Below are 26206 nucleotides of genomic sequence, written 5' to 3'. Positions count from 1 at the left end.
CAGATACTGGAGGTAGAGTAACGCAGGAGCTTGTTACCGAGGATCACTATTCGCTTCAATCATCTGCCTTGCCTACAGCTCTTTGAACTCCCGCTGAAAGATCACATATTTAATAGGATTGGTATTACACCACAACAAATTTATATCCAAAAAATTGATTAATAATAGAATAATCGACAAGAGTATAATGAAATTATATTCTTGTCGTATTTACACCAATGCCTTTAATTATTTGGTTATTGGGCGAGAGTAGATAATTAATGGAACGGGTATAACATGAAACATCCAGCACTAACTTTTGCTTAATCTAAATTGTGCCAACAAAGGATAATGGTCAGAACTTTGAGTGGTAATAACCTGTGCAGACTCTAAGGTCAGTCCACGGTAATAAAGATGATCAATTGCAAAGCCCATCACCGTTGTGCGTTTGTCATCGTCTGGGATCACCGCTTTTAACCCTAATTTATTTGTTATCTGGTCCATCATAGTCAATCTTGCTTGACGCCATGTGTTTAAATCACCACCAAAAATTATCGGTCCTTTATGAGCATTTAACGCCGGTAGTATTTGCTGTAACTGCTCTGAGTAACGCTCTAAAGTATACTCAAAATTAATACTGTGCAGGTTAGCCACCAGCAGAGTTTCACCATTCGACAACGGGAAGTAACTTAACAAACTCGATTTGGGAAACTGTATGAAAGGTTCATCGGTTAAATAACCGCAACTTTCCGTCGCAGCAACCTGAGATAAGCTCATCACGCCAAGGGGGATATTATCTTGACTAAATGCTTGCACCATCGCCAATTGTTGGTGATGGTGTTGACGCCACAACTGAAATTCTTCCGATAACTTAACTTCTTGCAACAATAATAGTTGATGTTGCTTGGCTAGCTGACTTAATAGTGTTTTCCAGCCAGTATTTTGCTGTTTATAGACATTCCAGCTCACGACAGCCAGCTGCCCAGCCTTATCCAATTTAGCCTTTGGTATAGCAGTAACACATTGAGCTGCAAACAACTCATGTTCATTATTAATCACTTGGGGTTCAGTGGCTAAACGCACAAATTGCGGCACAACGACAACGGTTGTTATCAACAATATAACAATAACAAGACTTCCCCACAGAGCAAGCCCGAGCAGCTTATGCCTTGGTAGTAAGCTTGATGTTGGCTTTGAGCGAAAAATTCCGATAAATAAATACCTCTATGACCTTAGCTGTGCCATCTAATCGTGTTGCTGACATTTGGTTAACATTGATTTCATTAACGTCAGATTGATTAACACCAGAGTCTTTATAATAAAACAAACTGTTTCATATACCCAGCCGTACAGACGGATGAGAGTAGACAATAGCGATTGAAAACCTGATATGATAAGTGCATGTTTTTCTACATAATTGATGCACTGACTAACTATGGTTGAGCTTTATAAAATATTAACGTTAATCAGCGTGTTAGCTTATTGGCTGATCATTGCTGGTATCACCACTCGTATTGTCTATAAACGACGTTCAATTGGGGTTTCTTTAGCTTGGATGATGCTTATTTATGTCGTCCCCATCTTAGGAATTATCCTTTATTTTTTTGTAGGCGAAATGAACCTTGGTAAAAAACGCGCCGTTAGAGCCAAAGAAATGTACGCCCCCTATCGAAAATGGTTTAGTCGACTTTTCACAACTCAGCAATACCGTCCTCACAATTTAAGCGATTACGCTATCACCATAAGCCATTTATGCGAGAAACGTCTCGGGATCCCCACATTATCCAACAATCAGCTTACTCTAAAGTCATCTGCCGAAACGATTTTAACCACCTTAATCGAAGACATACAACATGCTCAGACCTCAATTCATATAGAATTTTATATTTGGTATCCGGGCGGGCTTGCCGATCAAGTTGCCCAAGCACTTATTGAGGCGGCTCAACGTAATGTGGCAGTAAGAATATTATTAGATGCAGCTGGAAGTCGACGCTTTTTTAACAGTAAATGGCCAAAAAAAATGCGAAAAGCGGGCATAAACTTGGTATCTGCACTCTCTGTTTCACCCTTACGTATGTTCTTTCGTCGCCTAGATCTCCGGCTTCACCGTAAAATTGTCGTGATAGACAATCAAATAGGTTATACAGGTTCAATGAACCTCGTCGATCCTAAATTTTTTAATCAAGACGCCGGTGTGGGTGAGTGGATTGATGTCATGGTCAGAATTACGGGCTCTAGTGTGCCTGTACTTAATTGTATACTGGCATGGGATTGGGAGGCCGAAACTGACCAAAGAATGCTACCCGCCCCCCCAAAATGCTATCCCCATGAAGATAAACCATCTGACATGGTTCAAGTTATTCCGTCTGGCCCAGGTATGCCAGAAGATATGATCCAACAGGTTTTATTACTCAGTATTTATCAAGCAAAACACAGTATCACCATCACCAGCCCTTATTTTGTTCCTAGTGAGAATCTACTATTTGCATTGACTGCAGCATCTATGCGTAGTGTGGAAGTCAATTTAATCATTCCAGACAAAAACGACTCCATGATGGTGGAATGGGCCAGTAGATCTTTCTTTGGTGAGTTACTTAACGCGGGGGTCAATATTCATCGCTTTCGTGGCGGTTTACTGCATACAAAGTCAGTGGTTATTGATCAACACCATAGCCTGATCGGCACGGTTAATCTTGATATGCGCAGTTTGTGGCTCAATTTTGAAGTCACTCTTTCTGTTGAAAATTTAGAATTTACGCAGTCACTTAGCGAAGTTCAACATCAGTATATGGCTAATTCTATAAAAATGGATGCTCGTGAGTGGCGTAAAAGGCCGTTATTTAAACGATTAGTTGAGCAGTTTTTTTACTTATTCAGCCCACTGCTTTAATGATCAAATTAATATGGTTACCCATTATCCAATACTCACAGTCGGATTCAGCTAAGAGAACAAACTATCACAAGCAATTGCTTGATAAAAAAGTCTACTTTAGGTTGTTAGCCATGATAAGCACCTGTATCTAAATCTCTTTAAACTAATACTGAGCCTCTAATTTAATATGGCTACTTTGTACTGAAAATTATGTCACCATAATAAGATTCAGCTTGTTTACCACTGTTATCGGTGTCGGTCATAATCGCTACAATATCGATATATTGATAGGCTTTACGGTTGGCTTTTTCACTGCCTTTGTCGCCAAATACTTCAATTAAGTCTTGGTATACATTGCGTTTTTCTTGGTACCATTGACCCTTTTGCGCTTCCTGTCCGCGGACAGACATCATTTTGACACTTGATCCAGCAAATGCATTATCCCAAACCAAGCCACTATCTTGATTACTCGACCAAACATAGTTTAATGATGTGGTATTCCATACCAGAAACCCACCATCAATAACCACGTAAATTCGAGCCACAAAGTCATCACCAGCTTTACTACGCTCGTTTAACTGCGGCAGCGTCTTTTCAATTAACCAACTCCAGTTTAGGTAGGGCGTGACACTAAGGTCGATTTGCTGTTTTAACACTAACCCTGATGCGGCATTATGGCTGAGTGCTTTTAACGCCAAACGTCCTTTATATTCGCCTATGTTATATATCGATTCACCATAAAATATTTTCGGTTTCCAACTATCAATAGCCTTCTCATTCAATGAGGTAACATTGATAGTCGCTGTCACGGGAAAACAAACCGTGAAACTAAAAAGTAAAATAATCAATCGAAACATTCCATCCACCTATTACGTCGGATATTGAGGGGGAATTAGCTTTACCTAATACAAGGCAGGATCAACACGTTGGAAAAAGACCTAACATTAGTTGGCTTCTCTATTTTTACTTTTCTTGAGTGATTCTAGCCAGTATATCTCTACACCATTAGTCCATTTCTTTTATGTGCTATAACCATTATAAATTCTGCTAAAGACAAGTATGAACGTCATAATGATGACAGCTATTATTAAAAATGATTATTGTGATGTCCGGACGTATTATTGATGTGTATTTGCTATTAAACAGTCCTATCAGCGGGATGATTAATTCCGTCGCCAGTAACCACATCACCTAAATAAAATGGATTAACATCTTGTAAACAAGCAATGTTATAACCATATTCAGTTGGGTTTGAGCGTCGTTGATGATGAGTATAAATACCACAATGAGAACAGAAATAATGTTTCGCAGTGTTGGTGTTAAATTGATAAAGCTTTAACGCGTCTTGACCTTTTACCACGCGGATCCCGTCTAATTTTACAGAACCAACAATCGCCCTTTTTCTACGACAAATTGAACAATCACAACGTCGTGGATTTTCGATGCCATTTGGCAAGGTGAGTTCAAGCTCAACGGTACCACAATGACATGTCGCTTTATGTTTCTGTTGAATGTCAGTATTTCCAACTCGCTTTATCATGGCTAAATTCCTTTGCAATATCAATGCAAACATTTTGTCATATTGAATAAAACGTTAACTCAACAGAAGGTTGAAAACCACTAGTCTGATTCATACTAATGAGTACTAACATAATAAGACACAACAAAGCTGTAATTGATAAAGTAACAACAACGATATTTCATTTTTTTGTTAATAATTATGTCAGGCATTTATCATGATATTTTTACGTTTGTCATAGGCACCGCAGGTTACCGATGGTATTGATTCATGATGTTCAACATACCTAAGTAACTTCAATTATAAATACCGATTTTCAATAGTTCGTAATTTACTCACCTTATGTTAATTTCATAATTATTTCATCTTCATGCTGAATTTATGCTTATAGGAATAAAATGAAAACATACATCCGCATAGGTATTCTAATCGCGACAAGCCTCACTGTTACAACAGCTGGTGCTGCAAAAATTAATAATGCCAATAAGAATCAAGTCGATCAAACACAACAAGACAATACATTATTAAAGCTTGAAGATGTATTTTCCTTAGAATATTCATCTGGCATCAACATGAGTAACGATGGCAAACAAGTCTTTTTTGTTCGTAATTACATGGACATCAATAGCGACAAAAAACTGAGTAATATATGGAAAGTTAATCATAAAAAGCAACTGACTCCAGTTACCGATGGCCTCAATGTTGAGTATTCGCCAACATTGTCACCTGACAATACTAAGCTAGCTTATATATCAACAGCGAGTGGAACTGCCCAAGTACACATGAACTGGCTAAATACGGGTAAATCATCACAAATTAGTCATCTAGCTCAAACACCCAATAACCTGAGCTGGTCTCCTGACGGTACTCAACTGGCTTTCACCTTGTTTGTACCCACTAAACCCAAGTCGGTAGTCACGCTTCCAGGTAAGCCTGAAAAGGCTAAGTGGGCTGAACCTGCAATTTACGTCGATAATATGTACTATCGTACGGATGGCATGGGGGTAAATAAACCAGGCAAGCATCACATCTTTGTCATGTCTGCTGATGGCGGTGCACCGCGTCAATTAAGTTTTGATCAACAAGATCACACCAGCAACTTAAGTTGGAGTAAAGATGGACAACAGATTATTTACTCAACGAATAATCGTGATGACAGCGATCTTGAATGGACTGACACCAATGTATTCAGTATCAATGTCAGCACATTACACGTTAACCAATTAACAGATAGAACTGGGCCCGACACCACCGCAAAAGTATCACCAGATGGAAAATTAATTGCTTATCTAGGGTCAGATCAAAATAATAAAAATTACGAAAACACTGAGCTGTATGTCATGAAACTTGATGGTTCCAATAAACGTACCTTAACAGCAGATTTAGACCGCTCAGTAAATGACATAAAATGGGATAATAATAGCCAACATATTTACATGAGCTATAACGACAAGGGAGAAACCTATGTCGCCAAACAACCTTTAAATGGTAAACGAGTCATTGTCGCTAAAAACCTTGGTGGTTTGGCATTTGGTCGACCGTACACAGGAAGCGACTTTGATGTTGCCAATGATGGTAGCATTGCTTTTACTTACTCAACACCGCAACGCCCTGCAGATGTAGCCATAACAAAAAACAATAAAACCACAGTACTCACAGCCCTAAATGAAGATGCTCTGGGCCATAAGACATTAGCTAACATTAAAGCAATTAACGTTAAATCGTCATTTGACCAAAGGAACATACAAGCCTGGGTGGCTTATCCACCTGGTTTTGAACAAGCTAAAAAAGCAGGGGAAAAATATCCACTCATTCTTGAAATTCATGGTGGCCCGGTTGCCAATTATGGTCCTCATTTCGCCGCTGAAATACAATTAATGGCAGCCAGTGGTTATGTTGTGGTTTATGCCAATCCAAGAGGCAGTGACAGTTATGGTAAAGAGTTTGCCCAAACTATTTATAATAATTATCCCAGCCAAGATTACGATGATTTGATGTCAGTTGTTGATGCAGTAATTGCACAAGAACCTATCAATCATGATGAATTGTATGTAACAGGAGGCTCTGGCGGAGGTGTGCTGACGGCATGGATAGTTGGACACACTGATCGTTTTAAAGCTGCTGTGGTCGCCAAGCCTGTCATTAATTGGGTTAGCTTTACACTAACAACAGATATACATTCATTTGTTATTAAGAATTGGTTTGAAAAAATGCCTTGGGAAGACACTGCACATTACATGAAACTCTCCCCATTGAGTTACGTTGGAAATGTGACAACGCCGACAATGCTATTAACTGGTGAAGCCGATCTGAGGACACCAATAGCTGAAACCGAGCAATTTTATCAAGCGTTGAAATTACGAAATATTGACACAGCAATGGTGAGGATCCCCGACTCTTTCCATGGCATCTATAAAAGACCAAGCAACTTAATGAGCAAAGTTGCCCATATCTTATGGTGGTTTGAACAACATCCATAACAAACTGCATTTTAAAATAATAAAGGGATGCTAATTAGCATCCCTTTATGTTTATAACTCAATATTTTTACTTAACTTTTTCAGCCGCTAATACGCTCGCCATTGATGGCACTATTGATACTGGATCAAGACGCATTTGAAACCAGTTTAAGCGCCAATCTAGGTGCGGTCCAGTAACACGCCCTGTTGCGCCAATTTCAGCAACTTTATCACCCTGTGCCACTTTGTCCCCGACTTTTAAATACAGTTTACTTAAATGCAAAAACGTTGAGTTAACTCCGTAGCCGTGATCGATAATGACAGTGCCACCCGAATAAAACATATCGGGTTCAGCTAAGGTAATAACCCCATCAGCAGGAGCAACCACTACAGTACCCGTTGGACGCGCAACATCAACACCAAAATGAGGATTTCCGGGCACATCGTTATAAACACGTAGACTGCCATAAACACCTGAAATTCTGCCGGTTACAGGCCAAATAAACGCTTGCATAAATGCCTGTTGCTCGCTAAACAAACCTCGGGCGGTTCGAGTTTGTTTAGCATCTTTCGCAGCCCTTGCTTGGGCGACCGGATCGGGTTTCATAATTTTTTTGCTTATGCCGTTTACCCTATCGATTTTGTATTGTCTTGCCGCTATTTTTAACGGCTTAATTTCTGTGAGTCCGTCTGGGTATATCACTTTAAATTCTTGCTCTGGTTTTGCGTCCCGATCAAATCCAATTGCAAATTGCCCATTAGGGGTCACTTTTACCGGTTGACCATTGAGTAAAACTTTACTGCCCGCAGGTACTGCGCCGCGCACTAAAGCCCCTTGTTCAAACTGACCTTGAAATGTCACTGAAGCGACCGCGCTTGCATTTAGACCGCATAAACTGACCACCAGCATTGCCGCTGTTGAGATTGATTTTAAAAGCGTATTGTTTAATAACATAATTGAAACGCATTCCTTGTTAATAACGACAAAAAATATAAAAAAAGGCCACCTTAAGGCAGCCCATTAATAATACGTGATTAACCTCTTACCGCAATGGCCCCTTTGCCAATACCTTCATAAGCAATAACTTTAAAATGACTTTGAGGCTCTTTACTTGCTAATGTCTTCGCCATATATTCCGCTAACAACTCAACGGTCGTATCATGGGGAATTAAATCACAACAATGTTTAGGCATTGCTAATTGGAAGTCACCCTGGGGGGCTACATAGTAAAAGCCAAAATGAGTTTCGTCGTTAATTTTAGTTTGCTTAGACAATTGCAATGTTTTAACAGACACGAGATCTTCTTCAGTACCAAGATAAATATCATTCCAGCGATCGGCCCAATACTGGTCCCATTTAGGTTCTGCAATACCATTTTCAAATATCGTGACAGGACTACGATGACCATGAGCAATACGCTGACAATTACCGTCATGTTTACGTAATCCGTGGCTGTAATGATAAAACGGGGTATCGAGCTCTTCGCAACGTAACGTTAAGCTGATGCCTTGAACATTTTCGGGTAACACTTCACGTAAGGCCTTTTTCAAAAAATCATTCACGCTTTCATAGTCAATGGCTTCTGTAGGAATCAGTGCAAATGCTTGTGACGGGCACGCTAAATGTATATCACCTTTTTGGCTGCTAAAGTCCATCCATACACGGTCACCCTTTTGCTGCCAGCGCACTTCACTACAAGCGGTAGGGATTAATAAACGATGATCGGCAACATCATCGATGGTATTTTTTATAGTACGTTTGACTTTAGCAAAATCGAGCACCATATTTTGCTCATCTAAGCCACCATCTAATAATACGTCAACAATCCAGCTTTCACCCACCATGCCTCGAATAGGACAAAGATAAGAAAAATCGATAACAGTTAAATCTTTTACAAACAGTTGCATTAATGCTCCTAGGCAGAAAAACAGTCCACCTCAGTATAAATGTATTCCGAATAGCGCATGCTAATGGAAAGTCTATCTTACGCGATCAATATTTAACCGACTATCAACTGTTAGTCTAATAGTCATAAGCCCTTAGCTACGGCCTATTTGCTATAAATCAATAACCATGATTGTCGGCATATTTAATGATAACACTGCTTTGGCAGCATAATGATATCAAACACATTCTAAACAAAAGCTAAGCTTTGAGCGAGCGAACATCATAGATAAATGTAATAATACCAATCTCATTAAATATCTGGTCAGTTCAGAGTCCCTCAGTTTTTTCAATTCAAGGCACATTGATGTAGAAATGGTTGTTCCCTTTTAAATCGATGTAACACAGAAGTGGAATATCTGAGAGACTCCATTCTGGCGGGGTTCAAAGTCCTTTATGCTTCGTTAGATACTTTCAAAATACGACGGCATGGTCTATTTTTTTCCATAAAAAATAAGACATTACCACCATCCATGGCGGTCAGATGCTTGGAGGTAGAGTAACGCAGGAGCTTGTTACCGAGGATCACTATTCGCTTCAATCATCTGCCTTGCCTACAGCACTTTGAACTCCCGCTGAAAGATCACATATTTAATAGGATTGGTATAAATCAATCATGTTGCTTCAATAGACCACAATGTAAATAAAATTTTAATTTACAAAAAGACAGCGACTACAAAAGAATCATTATCTTTATCGCTCATTTAAGGGAAGGGTTAGGTATTTACGCCCTAAACTCTTGGGATGAAGATTGCTCTTGCGAACAAACTATGACGGTTCTTGATACCCGCCAATAAACATCACTATTAAGGCAATAGTAAAAATAATCTGGCAACACAGTAGTAAAAATAATATTAGTGACGTCATTATATTACTCCTTGTTTATTCTGCTAAAAGTCATTGCGTATAATGATATTAACAATCAAATACGCAAAAACTGTGCAGATTTAAAGGAGTTATCTGTCACGAAGTCTCGACAAACCATGAGGCGTTAAATAAATACTGTAACGGTACACTTAAATCATTTTATTCAACCTTGTAGCCCACACCATAAATTGAATGTACTAGTTCTTTCTGTTGACTCGCTTGGGATAATTTATGACGGAGATTTTTCACATGGCTATCAATGGTACGTGAACTAACAATACGATCATCAACATAACAAACCTGCATCAAGCTATCCCGAGAATGCACGACGCCAGGCCTTTTTAATAAGGTATGCAGTAACCTGAACTCAACTGGGGTTAATTCAACGTCTTGCTGATCAACATGACATTTGAAACGTTCAATATTTATTTGTAGGTGTTTATAACGAATAGTTTGTTCACTTTGATTACCTTGAGTATTTTCAACTCGCCGTAAAATTGTTTTCACTCGAGCGACTACCTCTCTTGCCGAGAATGGCTTACAAACATAATCATCAGCCCCAAGCTCTAAGCCCATTAAACGGTCTATTTCATCAACTCTTGCCGTTAACATTAGGACTGGCAGCATTGAAAACTGTCTTAATTCACGACAAATAGTTAAGCCATCTTTATAAGGCAGCATAAGATCCAAGATAGCAAAATCAATTTTTTGAGACTTAATTGTTTCAATCACATCACGGCCATCGTGTTGAACCACAGTATTAAAGCCTTCAAGGGTTAAAAAATCGACTAAAATCTGGGCAATTTTAGGCTCGTCTTCTACCACTAATATGGTTAATGGTTGTTGATGAACATGTTCACTCATGGTCACTCCCATGCATAGGTAATTGTACTTCAATACACAGTCCACCCATTGATGATGGACTGGCCTTAATGGTGCCATCATGAGCTTCGACAATATTCTTACAAATAGTCAAGCCAAGGCCTGCCCCACTCCCACGACGAGTTCGGGCGCTATCTTGTCGATATAAAGGTTCAAACAAATGTTCACACTCTTCATCGCTGGCACTGGGTTTACTGTCATTGATAGTTAGCATGATACGGTTTGCTTGTTGCATTAATTGCACATCTATCACGCCAGGGCTGTCAGTATAAGCCATGGCATTCATCAACAAATTAATAAATAACTGTTCTAATCGAAGAATATCAGCAGATAAATATAATGTTTGCGGGATCTGACTTTGTAACGTCAATCCTTTATCTTGCGCACTGGCAGTAACACTTGTTAAGCAACTTTGTAATGATTCACTAATGTTCACTGACTGGAAGTGATAACGCAAACCACCAACATCTGACAAAGAGAGCTCATACAAATCGTCGACTAAGCGTTTCATACGCAGCACTTCCTGCTCAATTGACGCCAGTTGAGTGTGATTCAATGTTCTTATACCTGCTTTAATCGCATCAATTTCCCCACACAAAATGCTTAACGGCGTGCGCAGTTCGTGTGATATATCTGCTAACCAGCGATTTTTAGCACTGCGGTTTTTCGATAATGTCATGGCGAGGTGATCAATATTAGCCATTAATAGACCCAATTCATCTGTTCGCTGTGGTAATAAACGTTCATCATAATTACCCTTGGATAAATACGACACGCCCAACATAACTTGTTTAACCGGAATCAGTAAAAAACGCGACAACCACCAAGCTATTGCGCTAGCAAGCAATAAGCACAATAAACCAATGCCTACACTGGTCCAACGTTGCTGCTGAGAAAATGCCGTGGCAGATGATGATTGCGCTTCTCGAATAGGTTTACTGTATAGATAACCCACAATACGGTCATCCACAACTAGAGGTAAGCTAATACGATCATGGGTATAATCAATATCGATACCTGCAATAAACTGTTGTTCTGCTGAATATAATCCTGTTGGTGGTCCAGAATGTTGTCTGTCAAACTGTGGCAATTGTCTAGGAGGACCCATACGAACTTCAGGTCTATTTGGAGGGCGATTATCACCCTTTGGCGGTGGAAACCGGTTTGCTCCGCCCTCTGGCAGTTTTCGTCTTGGAAATGGCGAATTAAGCATAATGATTTGTGCCAATGTTTTTGAACTAATCGATTGCCACACAAGTGTTGATTGCTGCTCCGTTGTTGCCAACGGTTCTATTTTTGACAAACTCTTCGAGTTATAAAGGGTCAATAAGTCATCGGATAAATGTTGTAAACGCTCTTGCTCTAAACCATTAATATAATCTAAAAAACCTTGATCAAAACTCCACCTCGCTAACGATAACGTAGCGATAAGAACAATACTGGTAAGGCCGACAAAGGCTAAAAATAATTTTTGAGATATTTGCATAAAATACAGTATAACCAGCTATATAGTGACAAACTAGTCGCATCTAATATCTGATCATAATCTCCTTTGATTCTGCACAATTACTCCACATTGTTAGGTTATATTGTAAATCGTTCCCTAATATCGGAGAGTTTCCATGACCCTTAACCCAATTAGTATTAGTATACTTACCCTTAGTTTATTCGCATCAGCAGCGGTTTATGCTAATCCCCATGGTGGTAAGCCTCCTAAAGAAGCAATTGAAGCATGCGCTAACAGCGCCGAAAACGATCAAGTTAGTTTTGAATCACCTCATGGTGACACCATAGAAGCGACTTGCATCTTGATGGATGAAGAATTAGTTGCAGTACCAACTAATGCCCCTGATGACATGAAACAGAGACCGAAAAAACAACACGACTAAGGCCTATTAATCTTTGCTGGTTGAATTTTGTTCGAGATAAAATATGTTAATCGAGGCGATTGGATTAGTGCCTAGCAATCTAAGCAACTATCACGTCGAGAAGATGCTCAACAAAGAGTAAAACGTTTTTAGCCTACCCCTTCGGGCAGCATAGATAAAGTGACAAGGCTTAACAGCATACTATTACTCACCTCCATCAAGACGTAAAGTGAAATACTAAGGAGACAACATGCAAGTGAGCAGTGGAAACACCATGATGCAAATGTCATCAACAGAAAGTACTCAAAAACCTCCTCGCCCAGATGGCCCGCCACCGCCACCTCCTGGCAGCACTCCGCCAGGCTTAGAGGATGCGGTTTCAACATTAACCGATGAACAGCAAGAGTTAACAACTGAAATGTTGGCATCACTATCTGAAGAACAACAAGACTCATTAAAATCGATGCTAGATGAGTTACAACCGATGACAGAAGGTTTGTCTGATGAAGATATTGGCAATATCTTTTACGAAGCATTAAGCAATATTTATAACGGTGATAATAACGAGACCACCAATAACGGCTCAACATCCATTCAAGTCGATACCTACGCTTAAGTACTCAATTGATGATTGTGATAACAAGCAGCCAAGATTATAGGCTGCTTTTCATTTTTATTTACATTTTCTCTTTATCGCAAGCCAAAGGTAAAAACTCGCTTAACTCTGCTGGTAAACGTGGCTTACTGTACAAGTATCCTTGTGCCAAGTCGCAACCATTCATTCGTAAAAAATTAGCTTGTTCGACCGTTTCCACACCTTCAGCAATAATCTGTAAATTCAGTGCATGTCCCAATACAATAACGGCTTTGGCAATGGCGGTATTGTTAGGGTCTCGAGGAATATCACGAACAAATGACTGGTCAATTTTCAACTTATCAATCGGTAATTTTTTAAGATAATTGAGTGACGAATAGCCTGTACCAAAGTCGTCAATACTTAATGAAATCCCCATCGCCCCAAGTAATTTCAAGTCACGAATAATGGCATCAGGGTCGTTCATCATACAAGATTCCGTCACTTCTAATTCTAAATACCTAGCGGGCAACCCTGTTTCTAATAACGTTGAGCGAACTTTATCAACAAAGTCATTGCGTTGCAGCTGTAAACTAGCAACATTTACGGAAATACGCTCAAAGGTTTTACCTTGGGTTAGCCATTCAACACCTTGTAAACAAGCCGTTTTCAATACCCATAAACCAATATCCCAAATTAGACCAATTTTCTCCGCTAAAGGAATAAAGTCTCCAGGTGATATATGCCCAAAAACAGGATCATGCCAACGAATTAACGCTTCAAACCCGCAGGGGGTTAAATCAGACAGTGTTAATTGAGGTTGATAAACTAAATAAAAATCTTGGTTTGCAAGGGCTTGATGCAATGCGGTTTGTAACTTTAATTGCTGGACAGCCTTTTGGGTCATAGACTCAGTATAAAAAGCATAATTATTACGCCCATCTAACTTAGCCCGATGCATCGCGGCATCCGCATTACGTAATAAGCTATCGTGATCATCACCATCATCAGGAAAGATTGCCACTCCCATACTGGCAGTCAGTCGGACAGATTGAGACTTATCGAGAAGAAATGGTTGTTCAAATACACTTCGAATACGGTTAACTGACGATGTCACGGAATCAGACCCCATGAGGCTGGGTAACATCACTGAAAACTCATCACCACTTAATCGAGCCAGCACATCAAAATCGGATAACACATAAGACAAACGTTTAGCAAGTTCGACTAATATTTCATCACCAATTACATGACCTAAACTGTCATTAATGTGTTTGAAAAAATCAATGTCTAAAAATAAAATTGCCAAGTGATTTTTCGTGCGATGGGCTTGATTAACGCCTTGTTCAAGTAACGACATAAACTGCATTCTATTTGGCAGTTGGGTCAGTGGATCAAAGTAAGCAAGATTTTTCAATTTTTCTTCATTTTGCTTTTGCACTGAAATATCGGCAAATACAGCCACATAGTACTGAATGATATTATGTTTATTGAACACAGCACTAATCGTTATCGCTTGCGGAAAAATGTCTCCGTGTTTACGACGATTCCAAATCTCACCATGCCACTTACCTTGAACAAGTAAAGTATTCCACATACGTTCAAAGAAGTTTTTAGGATGTCGCCCTGAACTCAGCATTCTTGGGTTTTGACCCAATACCTCTTCACGACTGTATCCAGTAATATCAATAAATGCCTGATTAATCTCAGTAATATTTCCATCACAGTCAGTAATAACAACGCCTTCGACCGCATTTTGGAACACATTGGCAGCTAGAATTAACTGTTCTTCTGCTTCTTTATGTTTAGCAATATTACGAGTCATTCCCAGAACACCGCTTAACTGCCCTTGGGCATTGCGAATGGGCGATTTGATTGTTTCAAGCCACACTTTATTAAAATGGATATCTTCTTCTTCGTGCTCAGAAACGACAATCGCCGAGCCGGCATTAAAAGCAAGTTCATCCCCTGCAATAAACTCCTCTACGGTACGTTGATCAAAAAGGTCAATATCGGCTTTACCGATAATTTGATCTTTCGATTTTTGCCAAGAGAGTTCAACACTCTTATTACATGCCACATATCGCCCATTAATGTCCTTAACCCAAATATGTTCATCAAAAGCATCAATAAAAGATTGTAAATTAACATCTAATAACACTGAGTCAGAACCATGCGAGCCAATAGATAAATTATTGATGTTAGAACGAATGGCACGAGTTAGCATGTTTGCAATGCGGGTTTGAATTGCCGACAAAGGCTGAAACTCGCCCTTTTGAGATGGCTCAACACCTGTGGTGCTAAAGCTTAACATTCCAATAAGGTGGCTTTGAGGCGAACGAAAAAATTGATGATAAATAGAAGTATTTTGATCGACGATTTGTTCAATGGAAGTGTCTGTTACATTAACATAGCGCAACAGGCTCGTTTCATGTTTAAGTTTGGTTTGTTCATCAATGTTGTGACTAATGCATATAGCTTCAATACTGTTTCCAGTATTAATTTGGTAAAACGTGATAGCAAGGCGACACTCGGCAGAAATATCATTTATTTCTAGCTGCCATTCTCTTAAATGAGCTTGAGAAATAGCTGTTTTCAGCATATCACCTTCCTGTTTATAAAATCATGTTGATGTAGCAAGAACTAAACGACGACATAAATTATATCAGAACCTATCTTATTGACCGTGATTAAACAATCAAATGTGATACACCCCACGATTTATATGACTGGCCAACCTCACTTACAGATAAAAACAAACTAACTTATAAAAATTGGATTTATGGCAAGAATGACATTAAGCCGGTGCTATTCATAAGCTTACTATCATCAGTTTTGTCGTTTATTGGCTGTTTATTTTACAACATTGCCACATCGTCACGCGCTAAACAATTGTTTAAATTGCATTTTTGTTAACCATTAAGGTTTGATCACAAAAATAACCCGATTAGCGATTAATATTCACTAAACACCCAAAAATAAAGGAGCACTAAGGCTCCTTTAACATTCACATTTAAAAATGAATATACCGAGTATTAATGGTTCTTTAATGCCGCGATGCGTTTTTCCAAAGGAGGATGACTCATCATCAGTTCTGCCATTGAACGCTTGCCGTTAATACCAAAGGCAGACATTTGCGCAGGCATAGCGCCAGACTCAGGGCCTTGGCGTAAACGCTCTAATGCAGCAATCATTTTGCTTTTGCCAGCTAAACGTGCGGCGCCTTCATCAGCTTTAAACTCACGAATACGTGAAAAGTAAGCGACTATTATTGATGCTAAAATACCAAATAACATATCAAGCACAAATACTACCGCCATATAAGCAAACATGCCTAAACCTTCGCCTTCTTCATCACTGCTTGCAACAAAATTGTTAATAATGCCAGCAACAACACGAGCAGCAAAAATAACAAAGGTATTCACTACACCTTGGATTAACGTTAACGTCACCATGTCACCATTTGCTACGTGGCTCACTTCATGGGCAAGAACACCTTCAATTTCATCTTGTGTCATGCCATAAAGTAAACCAGAACTCACAGCCACTAATGCATTGTTTTTACTTGGTCCGGTAGCAAATGCGTTCATTTCAGGAGATTGATAAATTGCCACTTCTGGCATGTTAATCGCCGACTTTTCAGCTAGACGAGCAACGGTTTCAACTAACCAACGTTCGGTATGGTCACGTGGATGCGTAATAACTTCACACCCCATAGTTTTTTTGGCCATCCATTTTGAAATGGCTAAACTGATAAATGAACCACCAAAACCAAAAATGGCAGCAAATACTAACAGTCCACCCATTGTTGAGGTGTTCACCCCAAGAATAGACATTACAATTGAGGCAACCAGTAATATGGCAAAGTTGGTTGCTATCAACAAAAATATACGCTTCATTTAAGCTCCTGTATGGCAAAATTGCCGATTTTCGATTATCACTATAGACATAATATGTCCATAAATTAAGAATTCAAGTTTAGTTATATTAAAAAATATTTATGACTGTCTCATCGATTAATAAAACAAACTCTTAAGAATTAAGCGAGCAGAGTCTAGGGAAGGATGATTAATTGAAACTGAAAATAACCCTCACAAGCAAACTCTGTGTCGACAATGATAAATCTTTGATAAACTATCAAAAAACAAACAACAAAAGGATTTTTTTATGAGCATTAATGCATTAATGTTGAGTGCTTCTCGTGTCGGAAACTCGGCTTATTTAAGCCACACGATTGAACTTATCCGTCCATTAACACTGCCAGGGCAACAATGGCTGTTTATTCCCTATGCAGGAGTTAGTGTGAGTTACGATGAATATTTAGTTAAAGTACAAGCTGCACTAGAAGCCTTGCCAATTTCGATTGGCAGTATTCATCAATTTTCAGATCCTAAACAAGCGGTTCAAGATGCTGCAGGTATTTTGGTTGGCGGTGGCAATACGTTTCAACTGCTTAACGAGTTATATCGTTACGACTTAGTGCATTTACTACGTGAACAAATTGAAAATGGTATGCCATATGTAGGATGGAGTGCAGGATCAAACATTACTGGTGCCAGTATCCGAACCACTAATGATATGCCAATTGTCGAACCACCATCATTTACTGCATTAGGTATTTTACCATTTCAATTGAATCCACATTACACCAATTACCAAATGCCGGGTCATAACGGTGAAACTCGTGCACAACGTTTATTAGAGTTTACGATGGTAGATCCATTAACCCCGGTTATTGCAATCCAAGAAGGCAGTGCTCTATGGCGTCAAGGCGAGACACTGCAACTACTTGGCGATCAAGCGGCTTACTTATTCCTTGGAAAACAACAAGAAGTAGAAATTGCCGTTAACAGCGATTTGTCAGACTACCTATAATAGTATTATGCTCCTCCCATAATGAAATGAATTATCACAAATAAACCCGTTAGATTTAGCGAATGAATTCAACGGGTTTATGTGCATTCGTTATTCACTATCGTATTGATTTCTCTCACTCGGGATGTCGGTTAAATATTCGACAAACTCCACTTCAAATCCATTTGGGTCGATAAAATAACGACTTTTATAAGCAAGATTTTCAGCCCCCATAATGGCAACGTCAAAACCAACCAATGCTAAGCGCACAACCAAAGCCTCAATATTATCTACAACGTAAGCGAAATGTGCCAAACCCAATGCATTACTTTTAATATCACGCATATCACCCGTACCGGAATCATTTAGCGATAAATAATGATAATCGTCGCCAAAGTGAAGCCATTTTCGTGGTGTACCATGCCAAACAGACTCGCCCCCTCCACGTACCCGCCAATGAGGAAATGCCGCTTTATAAAAAACTAATGATTCATCTAGATCGTTCACAACTAAATTTAAATGTTCTAAGCGCATATTCTATCTCCTTATTATTGATGCGATACATCTTAATACCTCAAGTTAACTTGAGGTAAAGCGTTATTTTTGCCAGAATGTAAAATTTGGAGGAGAACAGTGTCAATAAATACAGAATTGAGTGTGGGCCAAGTGGCAAAACGTTGTGGCATGAATGTTTCGGCAATTCATTTTTATGAACAAAAAGGCCTAATAAGCAGTTGGCGAAATCAAGGAAATCAGCGACGCTACTCACGAGAAGTCATTCGCCGGATTTCACTCATCAAAGCAGCTCAACAATTAGGCATTTCTCTCGATGAGATACACTTGGCCTTTGCCAGCCTGCCAAATGGAAGAACTGCCACTAAACAAGATTGGATAAATTTATCTAACCAATGGAAACAGACGCTGACACTGCGGATTGCCAAGATGCAAAAATTGAAAGACTCACTCGAAGGCTGCATCGGTTGTGGTTGTTTATCCATGCAAAACTGCCCACTGTACAATCCCGATGATATTCTTGAAGAACAGGGCCCCGGTCCGGTACTGTTAAATAAAACATAAAAAAACCTAGTTTCAAAAGAAACTAGGCGACCTCTAAAAGCGTAAATAGGGGAGATAAAATAACGGACTGGAAACACGGCTTAAATGATCATTAACACTTAAGCCGCTAAGTTTATAAACCTAGGGCCTGTTGACCTTTCAAGGTTGTTTTTGCAGCGAATTGTTGGTCATTTGTACAAGGCAGAGACTTTGTGGTGTAGTTATTCTACATAAAAAGTCGATAACGCAGTAAAAATGACCAACAAACGCTGCCCGAAGGGTTCGGCTAAAAACGTTTTACTCTTTGTTGAGCGAATTTAGCTTAGATTGCTAGGCAGCAATCCGCTCGCCTCGATTAAAACGTTTTTATCTCGAACAAAATTTAACCTGCAAAGATCAACAGACCCTAACAATAACAGCCTAACTAAGCGTATTGGTTGCAGTGATATCAATTTTACGAGGTTTCATGGCTTCTGGGATTTCACGTACTAAATCAATATTGAGCAAACCGTGATCTAATTCTGCACCAACAACACGGACATAATCTGCTAGCTGGAAGGTCCGCTCAAAGCCACGCTCTGCGATACCTTGATGTAGATACTTGCGAGCGTCATTCTTGGCTGTTTTATTGCCTTTAACTAACAGTTTTTCGCCTTCGCTCATAATGTCTAATTCTGACATTGAAAAACCGGCTACGGCCATCGTTATCCGATAACGATTCTCACCCAAAAGCTCAATATTGTAAGGTGGATAACCACTATTAGCATTATTCGCCGCGGCATGTTCTGCCAATTGTGCTAATCGGTCAAAGCCAATTGCACTGCGGTAAAGAGGTGTTAAATCTGGAGATAGGTTAAAATTTCGCATGTTCATACCCTTGTCTAAAGCAATATGTAAAAAAATAATCACTCTCAATGTGAGTGGCATATTAATTTCACAGCCCTTTCGGCACTGTGTTAGCAAGTTTACTGAAACCTCAATCGAGCATTTCGTTAATCATTCCTGCTACAAAATTAGATATATGGACCACCGGCTAGATATCAAGTAAATATGATAAATATTTGCTGACAAGTAATAAAAAATAAATAAGTCATTAGGTTTATTTTTTTGCTAGATTAATTAAAACATTTGTTTTCCACTGGCACTAATGACTTTTGTCACTGGTAATTTGAATTAAATCCGTCACAATAATCGGCAATAAATAAAGATAAGTAAGGACACATTATGAACCCTGCAACAATGGCATTACTAATCCCTATTCTGGCCATTTTAGGCAGCTTTATCGTGAGTATAATGAAGCTTAGAGAACGCCAAACACGTGCGACCACAGAACAAGCCACAAACAATAAAGCACTGCATGATGAAATCGCATCCCTGCGCCAACGAATTGAAGTACTCGAACGTGTTGTTACCGAAGAAGCTTATGACTTAAAACAAAAAATTAATAACGCATAATCAAATGGCCAACACGATAAAGCCACCGTCTTGGTGGCTTTATCGTTTGAAAACTCAGTTAGTCATTTAACTCGTGAAGAGTATCTACTGACACTACTTACTCACTGCAATTGAACGACGAAAAAGAGCCAGACTGGAAGCAAAAAAGATTGCCCCTAAACCGATAATATTAAGTAACTCTGGCCACACAATACTGAAATCCGCACCGCGAAACACAACAGCCTGAGAAAATGCCATGAAGTGACGCGATGGAAAAATCCATGTAAAAGGTTGAATGATATCAGGTTGGCTTTCTATCGGAGTGATCCCCCCCGAGAGTAGCATCATGGGTATGATTACAATCATCAAAAGCAGTGCGAACTGCGCCATAGTACGGGCAATAGTACCAAGAAAGATACCGATTGCTGCGGCTGCGAACAAGTAGAGGGTCGTCCCGCCAAGTAATAGCCACCGGGACCCCGCAATGGGTACATCTAACAAGGTTTCGACCATGAAGAACAGCGACAATGAAAATGCAACCAAAACAATAAGCCCATTAGCCCATACCTTAGACATAATAATTTGAAATGAAGTCAATGGCATAACAAGTAAGTGCTCAATAGTGCCATGCTCACGTTCACGCAGTAATGCTGCGCCAGTCAGTATTATTGCCAGCAAGGTTACATTATCGAGTAGTGCGCCAATTGAGCTAAACCATGTCATTGTGCCATTAGGGTTAAACGCCCTTCGCTGAACTAAAGTGACAGGATAGATTGTCGTTTCATTGGAGCGATTAGCAAAAAAGTTCACTTCCTTGGTGATAATACTTTGAATATAGCTATTCCCTAGGCTCGCTTGAGTCACCGCAGTAGCATCAACATCAATTTGCACACTGGGTAAACGTCCATCACGAACATCAGCTTCAAACCTTGGTGGAATAGACACCACAAACATAAACCGATCTTGGTCCATTACTTCGTCAATCTCGGTTGCAGAAATTTGTTCAGCTAAATTAAAGTAAGGCGGATAGAAAGCGTTGGCAATGTTACGAGAAAGCCTTGAATGGTCTTCATCAACTATGGCAATAGACGCATTATTAACCGACTCACTAATGGCTGTTGACCGCGAATAAATCTGGGCGCTGAACAAGAAAATAATAAGCACGACCATAACAACGTCACCTAGAACGCTGCGCAATTCTTTAGTGCCGAGCCAGAAGATATTGCTCCAAGTTTTCATCAATTAAGCCTCCTGTTTTTTCAAACATACTGCAGCTAACACGACAAAGATTGGACCGTAAATCGATAGCATCATTAGGTCGCCTGTTAGGGAAAAGAAACTCAATCCTTTAGTAAATGCAGCAACACTCAAATGCATATAATAAGTCGCAGGCCACACCATACCGATAATATATCCACCACCTTCTAAGGTTGATGTTGGCTGAACCAATCCAGAGAAAAGTGCTGTTGGCAAAAGCGACACGATCGTGGTGGCAAAAACGGCGGTGACCTGAGTTTTGGTCAGTGCAGAAACAACTAGACCAATACCTGTTGAAGCGCACACGTAAAAAAATGCGCCTACGGTGAGCCCTAGTAGACTGCCCTTCAAAGGTACTTGTAATAAAAACACCACCAAGAAAGTCAAAATAAAAAAGTTAATCATACCAATGCCGATATATGGGATTTGCTTACCAATGAGGTATTCAAATTTATTGGTTGGCGTAACAAAAAAATTAGTGATCGTGCCGACCTCTTTTTCACGCGAAATACTGACGGCCATCAAAATGGCAGGGAAAAAAAGCAACAGCAAAGCAGGCGTTTTAGGCCCAATGGAATAAATACTCTCAAAAGAGGGGTTATAACGATAACGTGACTGGAGATCGACTTTATACAAAGCACTTGCATCAATACCAGCATCAGTCGCTAATTGTGTAAGATAGCGAATATAACCGCCTGTTACATATCCTTCTATTGTGCCGGCTCTAGTCGTATTAGCGCCATCAATCCATGCAGAAATGCTCGGCGTCTCGCCCTTTTTTAAATCACGGCCAAAACCCGCAGGAATTTCTATTGCTAGGGTTATATCATTAGACTGAAGACGTCTTTCCAGTTCATCCTTGCTTTGTAACGCTGGTCTTTCGATAAAATAATGTGATCCTTGAAAGGTACTTATATACAGACGACTCTCAGGTGTTTGGTCAAAATCTAGCACCGCAAAAGTAAGGTTCTCGATATCTAACGATATACCATAGGCAATAACAATCAGTAAAATTACACTGCCAAAAAAAGCAAACGCCAAACGAATCTTGTCACGCATTACCGCCATCATTTCAAGATAACTGTATGCCGACAACCGAGATAAACTAAAACCATGTCGCTTTGCTTTTGTTGGCTGTGAAGCTGTTAACGCTGATGATCCTCCAGCTTGGATAGAAGTAGGTTCTTCTGTAGTTGTTCCAATCGCTTCTTCCAGGTAACTGATGAATGCTTCTTCGAGCGAGGTTGCACCTTTGGCTTCTACTAAATGTTGAGGTTCATCATAAATAAGTACTTCACCAGCGTGCATCAGTGAAATGCGATCACAACGCAAAGCCTCATTCATAAAGTGAGTAGAGATAAATATGGTCACTTTATCTCTACGTGACAACTCAACGAGTAACTCCCAAAACTCGTCACGAGCAACAGGGTCCACACCTGAAGTCGGTTCATCAAGAATAAGCATTTCGGGTTCATGAATAACCGCTACAGCAAGTGAAAGACGCTGACGAATACCAAGAGGTAACGATGAAGCAAGCTCATCCATTTGTTTGCGCAGACCAAAACGGTCAACTAAAGTGTTTATTCGTTCTGTTGTCTTTGATGGGGAAAGATGAAACAAACGGGCATGCAAAGTTAAATTCTGTAAAACCGTTAATTCGCCATACAACGAAAAAGCTTGTGACATAAATCCGACACGCTTACGCATTTCCAGATCGTTCGCATCTACAGGTTTTCCAAATAATAAAGCCTGACCTTCAGATGCAGGTAAAAGACCTGTCAGCATTTTCATCGTGGTTGTCTTACCACACCCGTTAGAACCGAGAAAACCAAAGATTTCACCGGCCTGAATTTCGAAACTTACATTGCTAACAGCAGTAAAATCACCAAAACGTCGTGTTAACCCCTTGGCGATAATAGCCGGTGATGCATCCGTTTTGTTAAACGGTGGGATAACAAGATCTTGACCACTCCCCCGTTTATCTTCAGGAAGAAGCCGGACAAAGGTTTTTTCTATATTTTGGGAGTGGTTTTTGAGTTTTAATTCGGCTGGTGTACCTGTGTCGAGAACATGTCCGGCATCCATTGCAACCAACCAGTCAAAACCTTCAGCTTCGTCCATGTAAGCCGTGGAGACAATCACGCTCATGCTTGGCCTTTCATCACGGATTGCTTTAATTAATTGCCAAAATTGACGCCTAGATAAGGGATCTACACCCGTCGTTGGTTCATCTAATATCAACAGATCAGGATCATGAATAAGCGAACAGCAAAGCCCGAGCTTTTGTTTCATGCCTCCAGATAACTTACCTGCAGGCCTAGATAGAAAAGCATTGAGTCCCGTTGCTTTAGTCAAGCGATCGATACGCGTTTTCCGCTCAGAAGATCCCTGACCAAATAACTTGCCAAAGAAGTCTAAGTTTTCGGCAACACTCAACTCGCTATAAAGGTTCTTACCCAAACCTTGAGGCATATAAGCAATCCTAGGACCAACCTCAGAGCGATGACGTGCTGAAGCCATGTCACCTCCGAGTACCTCAAGACTGCCATGCTGCAACTTACGAACCCCCGAAATAAGGGCTAGCAGCGTCGACTTACCAACACCATCGGGACCAAGCAGGCCAACCATCATTCCTGAAGGAATGGTCAGTGACACATCTTCAATAGCATTCACTTTCTTATAGGTATGCGTAACACCCTTAATGCAGACGATAGGATAATCTTGTTGGTCCATGGTACGGCACCCACATTAGTTATTATTGACTGAGACGGGTTCTGCTTCCGGTGGTAATTTCTGAAGAAAGTCTGGCCACGGAGTCGGTTTTTCACCGGATTTTGTTGTCAAACGAATGTAAGCAACCCCACGAACCCCTGTCTTTACATCATCGATATGGCTCTGAACTAAATCTTGTGGGATACGCACCTTGACGCGAAACATAAGCTTTTCGCGTTCACTTAGTGTTTCAACTTGTTTAGGTGTAAATTGAGATTCGGGTGACACAAAACTGACAGATGCTGGAATAGCGAAATCCAAGATATCCAGTTTAATTCGAGCCTCAGCACCGATGGCAATATTATTAGCCTGGGCTGACGGTAAAAAGACTTCCATATACACATCGGCAAGGTTCACTACCGTTAGCACTTTACCACCACTCCCTAGGACTTCTCCGGGTTCGGCAAGTCGATAAATAACTCTACCAATAACAGGTGATTTGAGAACGCAATCGTCGATTTGAGTTTGAATTTCTGTCGTACTGGCTTTTAGGGCATCAACCATCCTTTCTCTATACACAAGGCCAGCTTTAGCAGCCTCTAAGGCTGCTTTGGCAACGGCAACCTGACTGACACGAGTATCATAGGTTTCTTTACTTATGTGGTTTTCTTTTACTAATTGCCTAGCTCGAGACATCTCTTTTTCAGCTAAAATAAGCTCAGCCTTAGCCTGATCTATGGAAGCCTTAGCTGATGCAACTTGACTTTCGGCACTGGCAACATTCGCTTCGGCACCCAAAAGTTGTGCACGCAGCTGATCAGTGTTAATTTTGGCAACAACCTGTTTAGGTTGGATAAGGTCACCTTCCTCAGCTAGAATACTATCAACTCGGCCGGCAATTTTTGTTGATATATCAACCTCTACAGCTTCAATTCTGCCGTTACCAGAGGCAAAATCAGCGGGTAATGCTGGTACTTGAAAAGACTGCCATACCCACCAACATCCAGCGATGATGATAATTAATACACCACAAAATAGGGCTTGCTTAACTGTGTTATTCATTGTCTAAAAATCCTTCTTATTTTAACAACATATATGTTATACCCATTCCAAAAACTATCTGCTCACTGAGGAGAAACTCAGCCCTTCCAGCATCTGACCATCATAAATGATGGAAGGAACAAAATAGACGGCACTGTCTTAAGCAAGAACCCCTCACTAGGGGCCACTGCGTTAATGAAATTGATATAAAAAGCAGGAAAACAATCGCATCAACGACTGCAGAGTAATGGTCCTTTTACCCTTCAGCTTTATTAAATTTGCTATCGTCTCAGCATGCTTAGATTCAAACCATCTAAAGATTGAGTGGCCTGTTGGAAAGCTTAATTAGGCATAAAGAAGTCGCACACATACTGTGGAGGAGGTTGTTTATTATCGACCTAGAGCGGGTCAGAACTGTAGACTAATCCGGTGCAAGATTGGAAAAACACCTCACTTTACAACTTTATCCAGATACCACTTATCTATATATTTTTATTGTACTCGCAGGATTTGCAAGTAGCTATAAGAAAAGTGCCAATGGTTAACAATAAACCGTACACATATAAAAACGAGAAATTCGTTAGATTTTCTAACAAAATTATGGCGTAAACTTAGATGAAGATCTCATTTTTGGAAGTGATATTATACCGATTCAATCTTTATGTATGACTTCTCTTACTGATAAAGAAATACTTAACCTCTCCAAACAAGAAAAAAATGCGAATAAAAAAATACGTTTACTCGCGTTGCGACTTTCCTGCAAATTAACAACCGCTCAGAAGTCGCCAGACGCTTAAATGTCAGTCGCCGTAGTGTCAACGATTGGGTATCTAACTATTTAAACCAAGGGTTAGCAGGTCTTGATGACAAACCTCGCTTAGGTAAAA

The 26206-nt window shown here is 40.0% G+C and carries 22 protein-coding genes; 8 read left to right on the top strand and 14 right to left on the bottom strand.

Features of this window, described 5'->3' with window-relative positions:
- Positions 1 to 291: 291 nt before the first annotated feature.
- Positions 292 to 1095 carry an endonuclease/exonuclease/phosphatase family protein gene (locus tag ACWXWT_RS12490; RefSeq protein WP_456041904.1) on the bottom strand — a complete coding sequence of 268 codons (804 nt, stop codon included), beginning with the start codon at positions 1093 to 1095 and terminating at the stop codon, positions 292 to 294.
- 319 nt (positions 1096 to 1414) lie between these two features.
- On the opposite strand from ACWXWT_RS12490, the gene cls reads away from it, so the two are divergent.
- Positions 1415 to 2869: a cardiolipin synthase gene (gene cls / locus ACWXWT_RS12485; RefSeq protein WP_456041903.1), complete on the top strand. Its 1455-nt coding sequence runs from the start codon at positions 1415 to 1417 to the stop codon at positions 2867 to 2869.
- 173 nt (positions 2870 to 3042) lie between these two features.
- Here the strand turns inward: cls and ACWXWT_RS12480 are convergent, their stop codons facing one another.
- Positions 3043 to 3708: a DUF3047 domain-containing protein gene (locus tag ACWXWT_RS12480; RefSeq protein WP_456041902.1), complete on the bottom strand. Its 666-nt coding sequence runs from the start codon at positions 3706 to 3708 to the stop codon at positions 3043 to 3045.
- A 281-nt stretch (positions 3709 to 3989) separates the two neighbouring features.
- Entirely contained in the window at positions 3990 to 4391 is a 402-nt protein-coding gene (locus ACWXWT_RS12475) for a GFA family protein (protein WP_456041901.1), read from the bottom strand.
- A gap of 377 nt (positions 4392 to 4768) precedes the next feature.
- Here ACWXWT_RS12475 and ACWXWT_RS12470 point away from each other — a divergent pair, with 377 nt between their 5' ends.
- Positions 4769 to 6850 (top strand): S9 family peptidase, encoded by a 2082-nt coding sequence (locus tag ACWXWT_RS12470; protein ID WP_456041900.1) that lies wholly within the window; start codon positions 4769 to 4771, stop codon positions 6848 to 6850.
- Positions 6851 to 6917: 67 nt separating this feature from the next.
- Here the strand turns inward: ACWXWT_RS12470 and ACWXWT_RS12465 are convergent, their stop codons facing one another.
- The 4 genes from ACWXWT_RS12465 to ACWXWT_RS12450 form a co-directional block, all read right to left on the bottom strand.
- Complete coding sequence (locus tag ACWXWT_RS12465) at positions 6918 to 7784, bottom strand: M23 family metallopeptidase (RefSeq protein ID WP_456041899.1); 867 nt, start codon at positions 7782 to 7784, stop codon at positions 6918 to 6920.
- Between the two features lie 80 nt (positions 7785 to 7864).
- Positions 7865 to 8737, bottom strand: a complete 873-nt coding sequence (locus tag ACWXWT_RS12460; protein ID WP_456041898.1) for a 6-carboxytetrahydropterin synthase — start codon at positions 8735 to 8737, stop codon at positions 7865 to 7867.
- Positions 8738 to 9800: 1063 nt separating this feature from the next.
- Positions 9801 to 10505, bottom strand: coding sequence for a response regulator (locus ACWXWT_RS12455; RefSeq protein ID WP_456041897.1), 705 nt, complete (start codon positions 10503 to 10505; stop codon positions 9801 to 9803).
- Positions 10498 to 12009: an ATP-binding protein gene (locus tag ACWXWT_RS12450; protein WP_456041896.1), complete on the bottom strand. Its 1512-nt coding sequence runs from the start codon at positions 12007 to 12009 to the stop codon at positions 10498 to 10500. The genes ACWXWT_RS12455 and ACWXWT_RS12450 overlap by 8 nt, the downstream gene beginning before the upstream one ends.
- Before the next feature lie 136 nt (positions 12010 to 12145).
- Between ACWXWT_RS12450 and ACWXWT_RS12445 the strand changes: the two genes are divergently transcribed.
- Entirely contained in the window at positions 12146 to 12412 is a 267-nt protein-coding gene (locus ACWXWT_RS12445) for a hypothetical protein (RefSeq protein WP_456041895.1), read from the top strand.
- A gap of 229 nt (positions 12413 to 12641) precedes the next feature.
- Positions 12642 to 13007, top strand: a complete 366-nt coding sequence (locus tag ACWXWT_RS12440) for a hypothetical protein (RefSeq protein ID WP_456041894.1) — start codon at positions 12642 to 12644, stop codon at positions 13005 to 13007.
- A 61-nt stretch (positions 13008 to 13068) separates the two neighbouring features.
- Here the strand turns inward: ACWXWT_RS12440 and ACWXWT_RS12435 are convergent, their stop codons facing one another.
- Positions 13069 to 15567: a putative bifunctional diguanylate cyclase/phosphodiesterase gene (locus ACWXWT_RS12435; RefSeq protein ID WP_456041893.1), complete on the bottom strand. Its 2499-nt coding sequence runs from the start codon at positions 15565 to 15567 to the stop codon at positions 13069 to 13071.
- Between the two features lie 433 nt (positions 15568 to 16000).
- On the bottom strand, positions 16001 to 16864 hold the full coding sequence (gene htpX / locus ACWXWT_RS12430; protein WP_456041892.1) for a protease HtpX: 864 nt from the start codon (positions 16862 to 16864) through the stop codon (positions 16001 to 16003).
- 268 nt (positions 16865 to 17132) lie between these two features.
- Here htpX and pepE point away from each other — a divergent pair, with 268 nt between their 5' ends.
- Positions 17133 to 17840 (top strand): dipeptidase PepE, encoded by a 708-nt coding sequence (gene pepE, locus ACWXWT_RS12425; RefSeq protein WP_456041891.1) that lies wholly within the window; start codon positions 17133 to 17135, stop codon positions 17838 to 17840.
- 90 nt (positions 17841 to 17930) lie between these two features.
- Here the strand turns inward: pepE and ACWXWT_RS12420 are convergent, their stop codons facing one another.
- Positions 17931 to 18353: a VOC family protein gene (locus tag ACWXWT_RS12420; RefSeq protein WP_456041890.1), complete on the bottom strand. Its 423-nt coding sequence runs from the start codon at positions 18351 to 18353 to the stop codon at positions 17931 to 17933.
- A gap of 150 nt (positions 18354 to 18503) precedes the next feature.
- Between ACWXWT_RS12420 and soxR the strand changes: the two genes are divergently transcribed.
- Positions 18504 to 18896: a redox-sensitive transcriptional activator SoxR gene (gene soxR, locus ACWXWT_RS12415; protein ID WP_456041906.1), complete on the top strand. Its 393-nt coding sequence runs from the start codon at positions 18504 to 18506 to the stop codon at positions 18894 to 18896.
- Positions 18897 to 19295: 399 nt separating this feature from the next.
- Here the strand turns inward: soxR and ACWXWT_RS12410 are convergent, their stop codons facing one another.
- Positions 19296 to 19742: an Hsp20 family protein gene (locus ACWXWT_RS12410; RefSeq protein ID WP_456041889.1), complete on the bottom strand. Its 447-nt coding sequence runs from the start codon at positions 19740 to 19742 to the stop codon at positions 19296 to 19298.
- A gap of 357 nt (positions 19743 to 20099) precedes the next feature.
- On the opposite strand from ACWXWT_RS12410, the gene ACWXWT_RS12405 reads away from it, so the two are divergent.
- Positions 20100 to 20330, top strand: a complete 231-nt coding sequence (locus tag ACWXWT_RS12405) for a hypothetical protein (protein ID WP_456041888.1) — start codon at positions 20100 to 20102, stop codon at positions 20328 to 20330.
- A 93-nt stretch (positions 20331 to 20423) separates the two neighbouring features.
- Here ACWXWT_RS12405 and ACWXWT_RS12400 read toward each other — a convergent pair whose 3' ends face one another.
- The 3 genes from ACWXWT_RS12400 to ACWXWT_RS12390 are packed head-to-tail and all read right to left on the bottom strand — an operon-like array spanning position 20424 to position 25340.
- On the bottom strand, positions 20424 to 21548 hold the full coding sequence (locus ACWXWT_RS12400) for an ABC transporter permease (protein ID WP_456041887.1): 1125 nt from the start codon (positions 21546 to 21548) through the stop codon (positions 20424 to 20426).
- Positions 21549 to 21551: 3 nt separating this feature from the next.
- Positions 21552 to 24299, bottom strand: a complete 2748-nt coding sequence (gene rbbA / locus ACWXWT_RS12395) for a ribosome-associated ATPase/putative transporter RbbA (protein ID WP_456041886.1) — start codon at positions 24297 to 24299, stop codon at positions 21552 to 21554.
- Between the two features lie 15 nt (positions 24300 to 24314).
- Positions 24315 to 25340: an HlyD family secretion protein gene (locus tag ACWXWT_RS12390; protein ID WP_456041885.1), complete on the bottom strand. Its 1026-nt coding sequence runs from the start codon at positions 25338 to 25340 to the stop codon at positions 24315 to 24317.
- Positions 25341 to 26076: 736 nt separating this feature from the next.
- On the opposite strand from ACWXWT_RS12390, the gene ACWXWT_RS12385 reads away from it, so the two are divergent.
- A partial coding sequence (locus tag ACWXWT_RS12385) for a helix-turn-helix domain-containing protein (RefSeq protein WP_456041905.1) occupies positions 26077 to 26206 on the top strand: 130 nt, incomplete at its 3' end.

The sequence above is a fragment of the Shewanella sp. A22 genome (genome assembly GCF_053850585.1).
Note: the sequence above shows the minus strand (reverse complement) of the source record. Positions and strands in the feature narration are given on the sequence as shown.

Excerpts from the sequence above, each read along its gene's own strand:
- cls (WP_456041903.1), top strand. The coding sequence starts at position 1,415 with ATGGTTGAGCTTTATAAAATATTAACGTTAATCAGCGTGTTAGCTTAT.
- ACWXWT_RS12480 (WP_456041902.1), bottom strand. The coding sequence starts at position 3,708 with ATGTTTCGATTGATTATTTTACTTTTTAGTTTCACGGTTTGTTTTCCC.
- ACWXWT_RS12475 (WP_456041901.1), bottom strand. The coding sequence starts at position 4,391 with ATGATAAAGCGAGTTGGAAATACTGACATTCAACAGAAACATAAAGCG.
- ACWXWT_RS12470 (WP_456041900.1), top strand. The coding sequence starts at position 4,769 with ATGAAAACATACATCCGCATAGGTATTCTAATCGCGACAAGCCTCACT.
- ACWXWT_RS12465 (WP_456041899.1), bottom strand. The coding sequence starts at position 7,784 with ATGTTATTAAACAATACGCTTTTAAAATCAATCTCAACAGCGGCAATG.
- ACWXWT_RS12460 (WP_456041898.1), bottom strand. The coding sequence starts at position 8,737 with ATGCAACTGTTTGTAAAAGATTTAACTGTTATCGATTTTTCTTATCTT.
- ACWXWT_RS12455 (WP_456041897.1), bottom strand. The coding sequence starts at position 10,505 with ATGAGTGAACATGTTCATCAACAACCATTAACCATATTAGTGGTAGAA.
- ACWXWT_RS12450 (WP_456041896.1), bottom strand. The coding sequence starts at position 12,009 with ATGCAAATATCTCAAAAATTATTTTTAGCCTTTGTCGGCCTTACCAGT.
- ACWXWT_RS12445 (WP_456041895.1), top strand. The coding sequence starts at position 12,146 with ATGACCCTTAACCCAATTAGTATTAGTATACTTACCCTTAGTTTATTC.
- ACWXWT_RS12440 (WP_456041894.1), top strand. The coding sequence starts at position 12,642 with ATGCAAGTGAGCAGTGGAAACACCATGATGCAAATGTCATCAACAGAA.
- ACWXWT_RS12435 (WP_456041893.1), bottom strand. The coding sequence starts at position 15,567 with ATGCTGAAAACAGCTATTTCTCAAGCTCATTTAAGAGAATGGCAGCTA.
- htpX (WP_456041892.1), bottom strand. The coding sequence starts at position 16,864 with ATGAAGCGTATATTTTTGTTGATAGCAACCAACTTTGCCATATTACTG.
- pepE (WP_456041891.1), top strand. The coding sequence starts at position 17,133 with ATGAGCATTAATGCATTAATGTTGAGTGCTTCTCGTGTCGGAAACTCG.
- ACWXWT_RS12420 (WP_456041890.1), bottom strand. The coding sequence starts at position 18,353 with ATGCGCTTAGAACATTTAAATTTAGTTGTGAACGATCTAGATGAATCA.
- soxR (WP_456041906.1), top strand. The coding sequence starts at position 18,504 with ATGAATGTTTCGGCAATTCATTTTTATGAACAAAAAGGCCTAATAAGC.
- ACWXWT_RS12410 (WP_456041889.1), bottom strand. The coding sequence starts at position 19,742 with ATGCGAAATTTTAACCTATCTCCAGATTTAACACCTCTTTACCGCAGT.
- ACWXWT_RS12405 (WP_456041888.1), top strand. The coding sequence starts at position 20,100 with ATGAACCCTGCAACAATGGCATTACTAATCCCTATTCTGGCCATTTTA.
- ACWXWT_RS12400 (WP_456041887.1), bottom strand. The coding sequence starts at position 21,548 with ATGAAAACTTGGAGCAATATCTTCTGGCTCGGCACTAAAGAATTGCGC.
- rbbA (WP_456041886.1), bottom strand. The coding sequence starts at position 24,299 with ATGGACCAACAAGATTATCCTATCGTCTGCATTAAGGGTGTTACGCAT.
- ACWXWT_RS12390 (WP_456041885.1), bottom strand. The coding sequence starts at position 25,340 with ATGAATAACACAGTTAAGCAAGCCCTATTTTGTGGTGTATTAATTATC.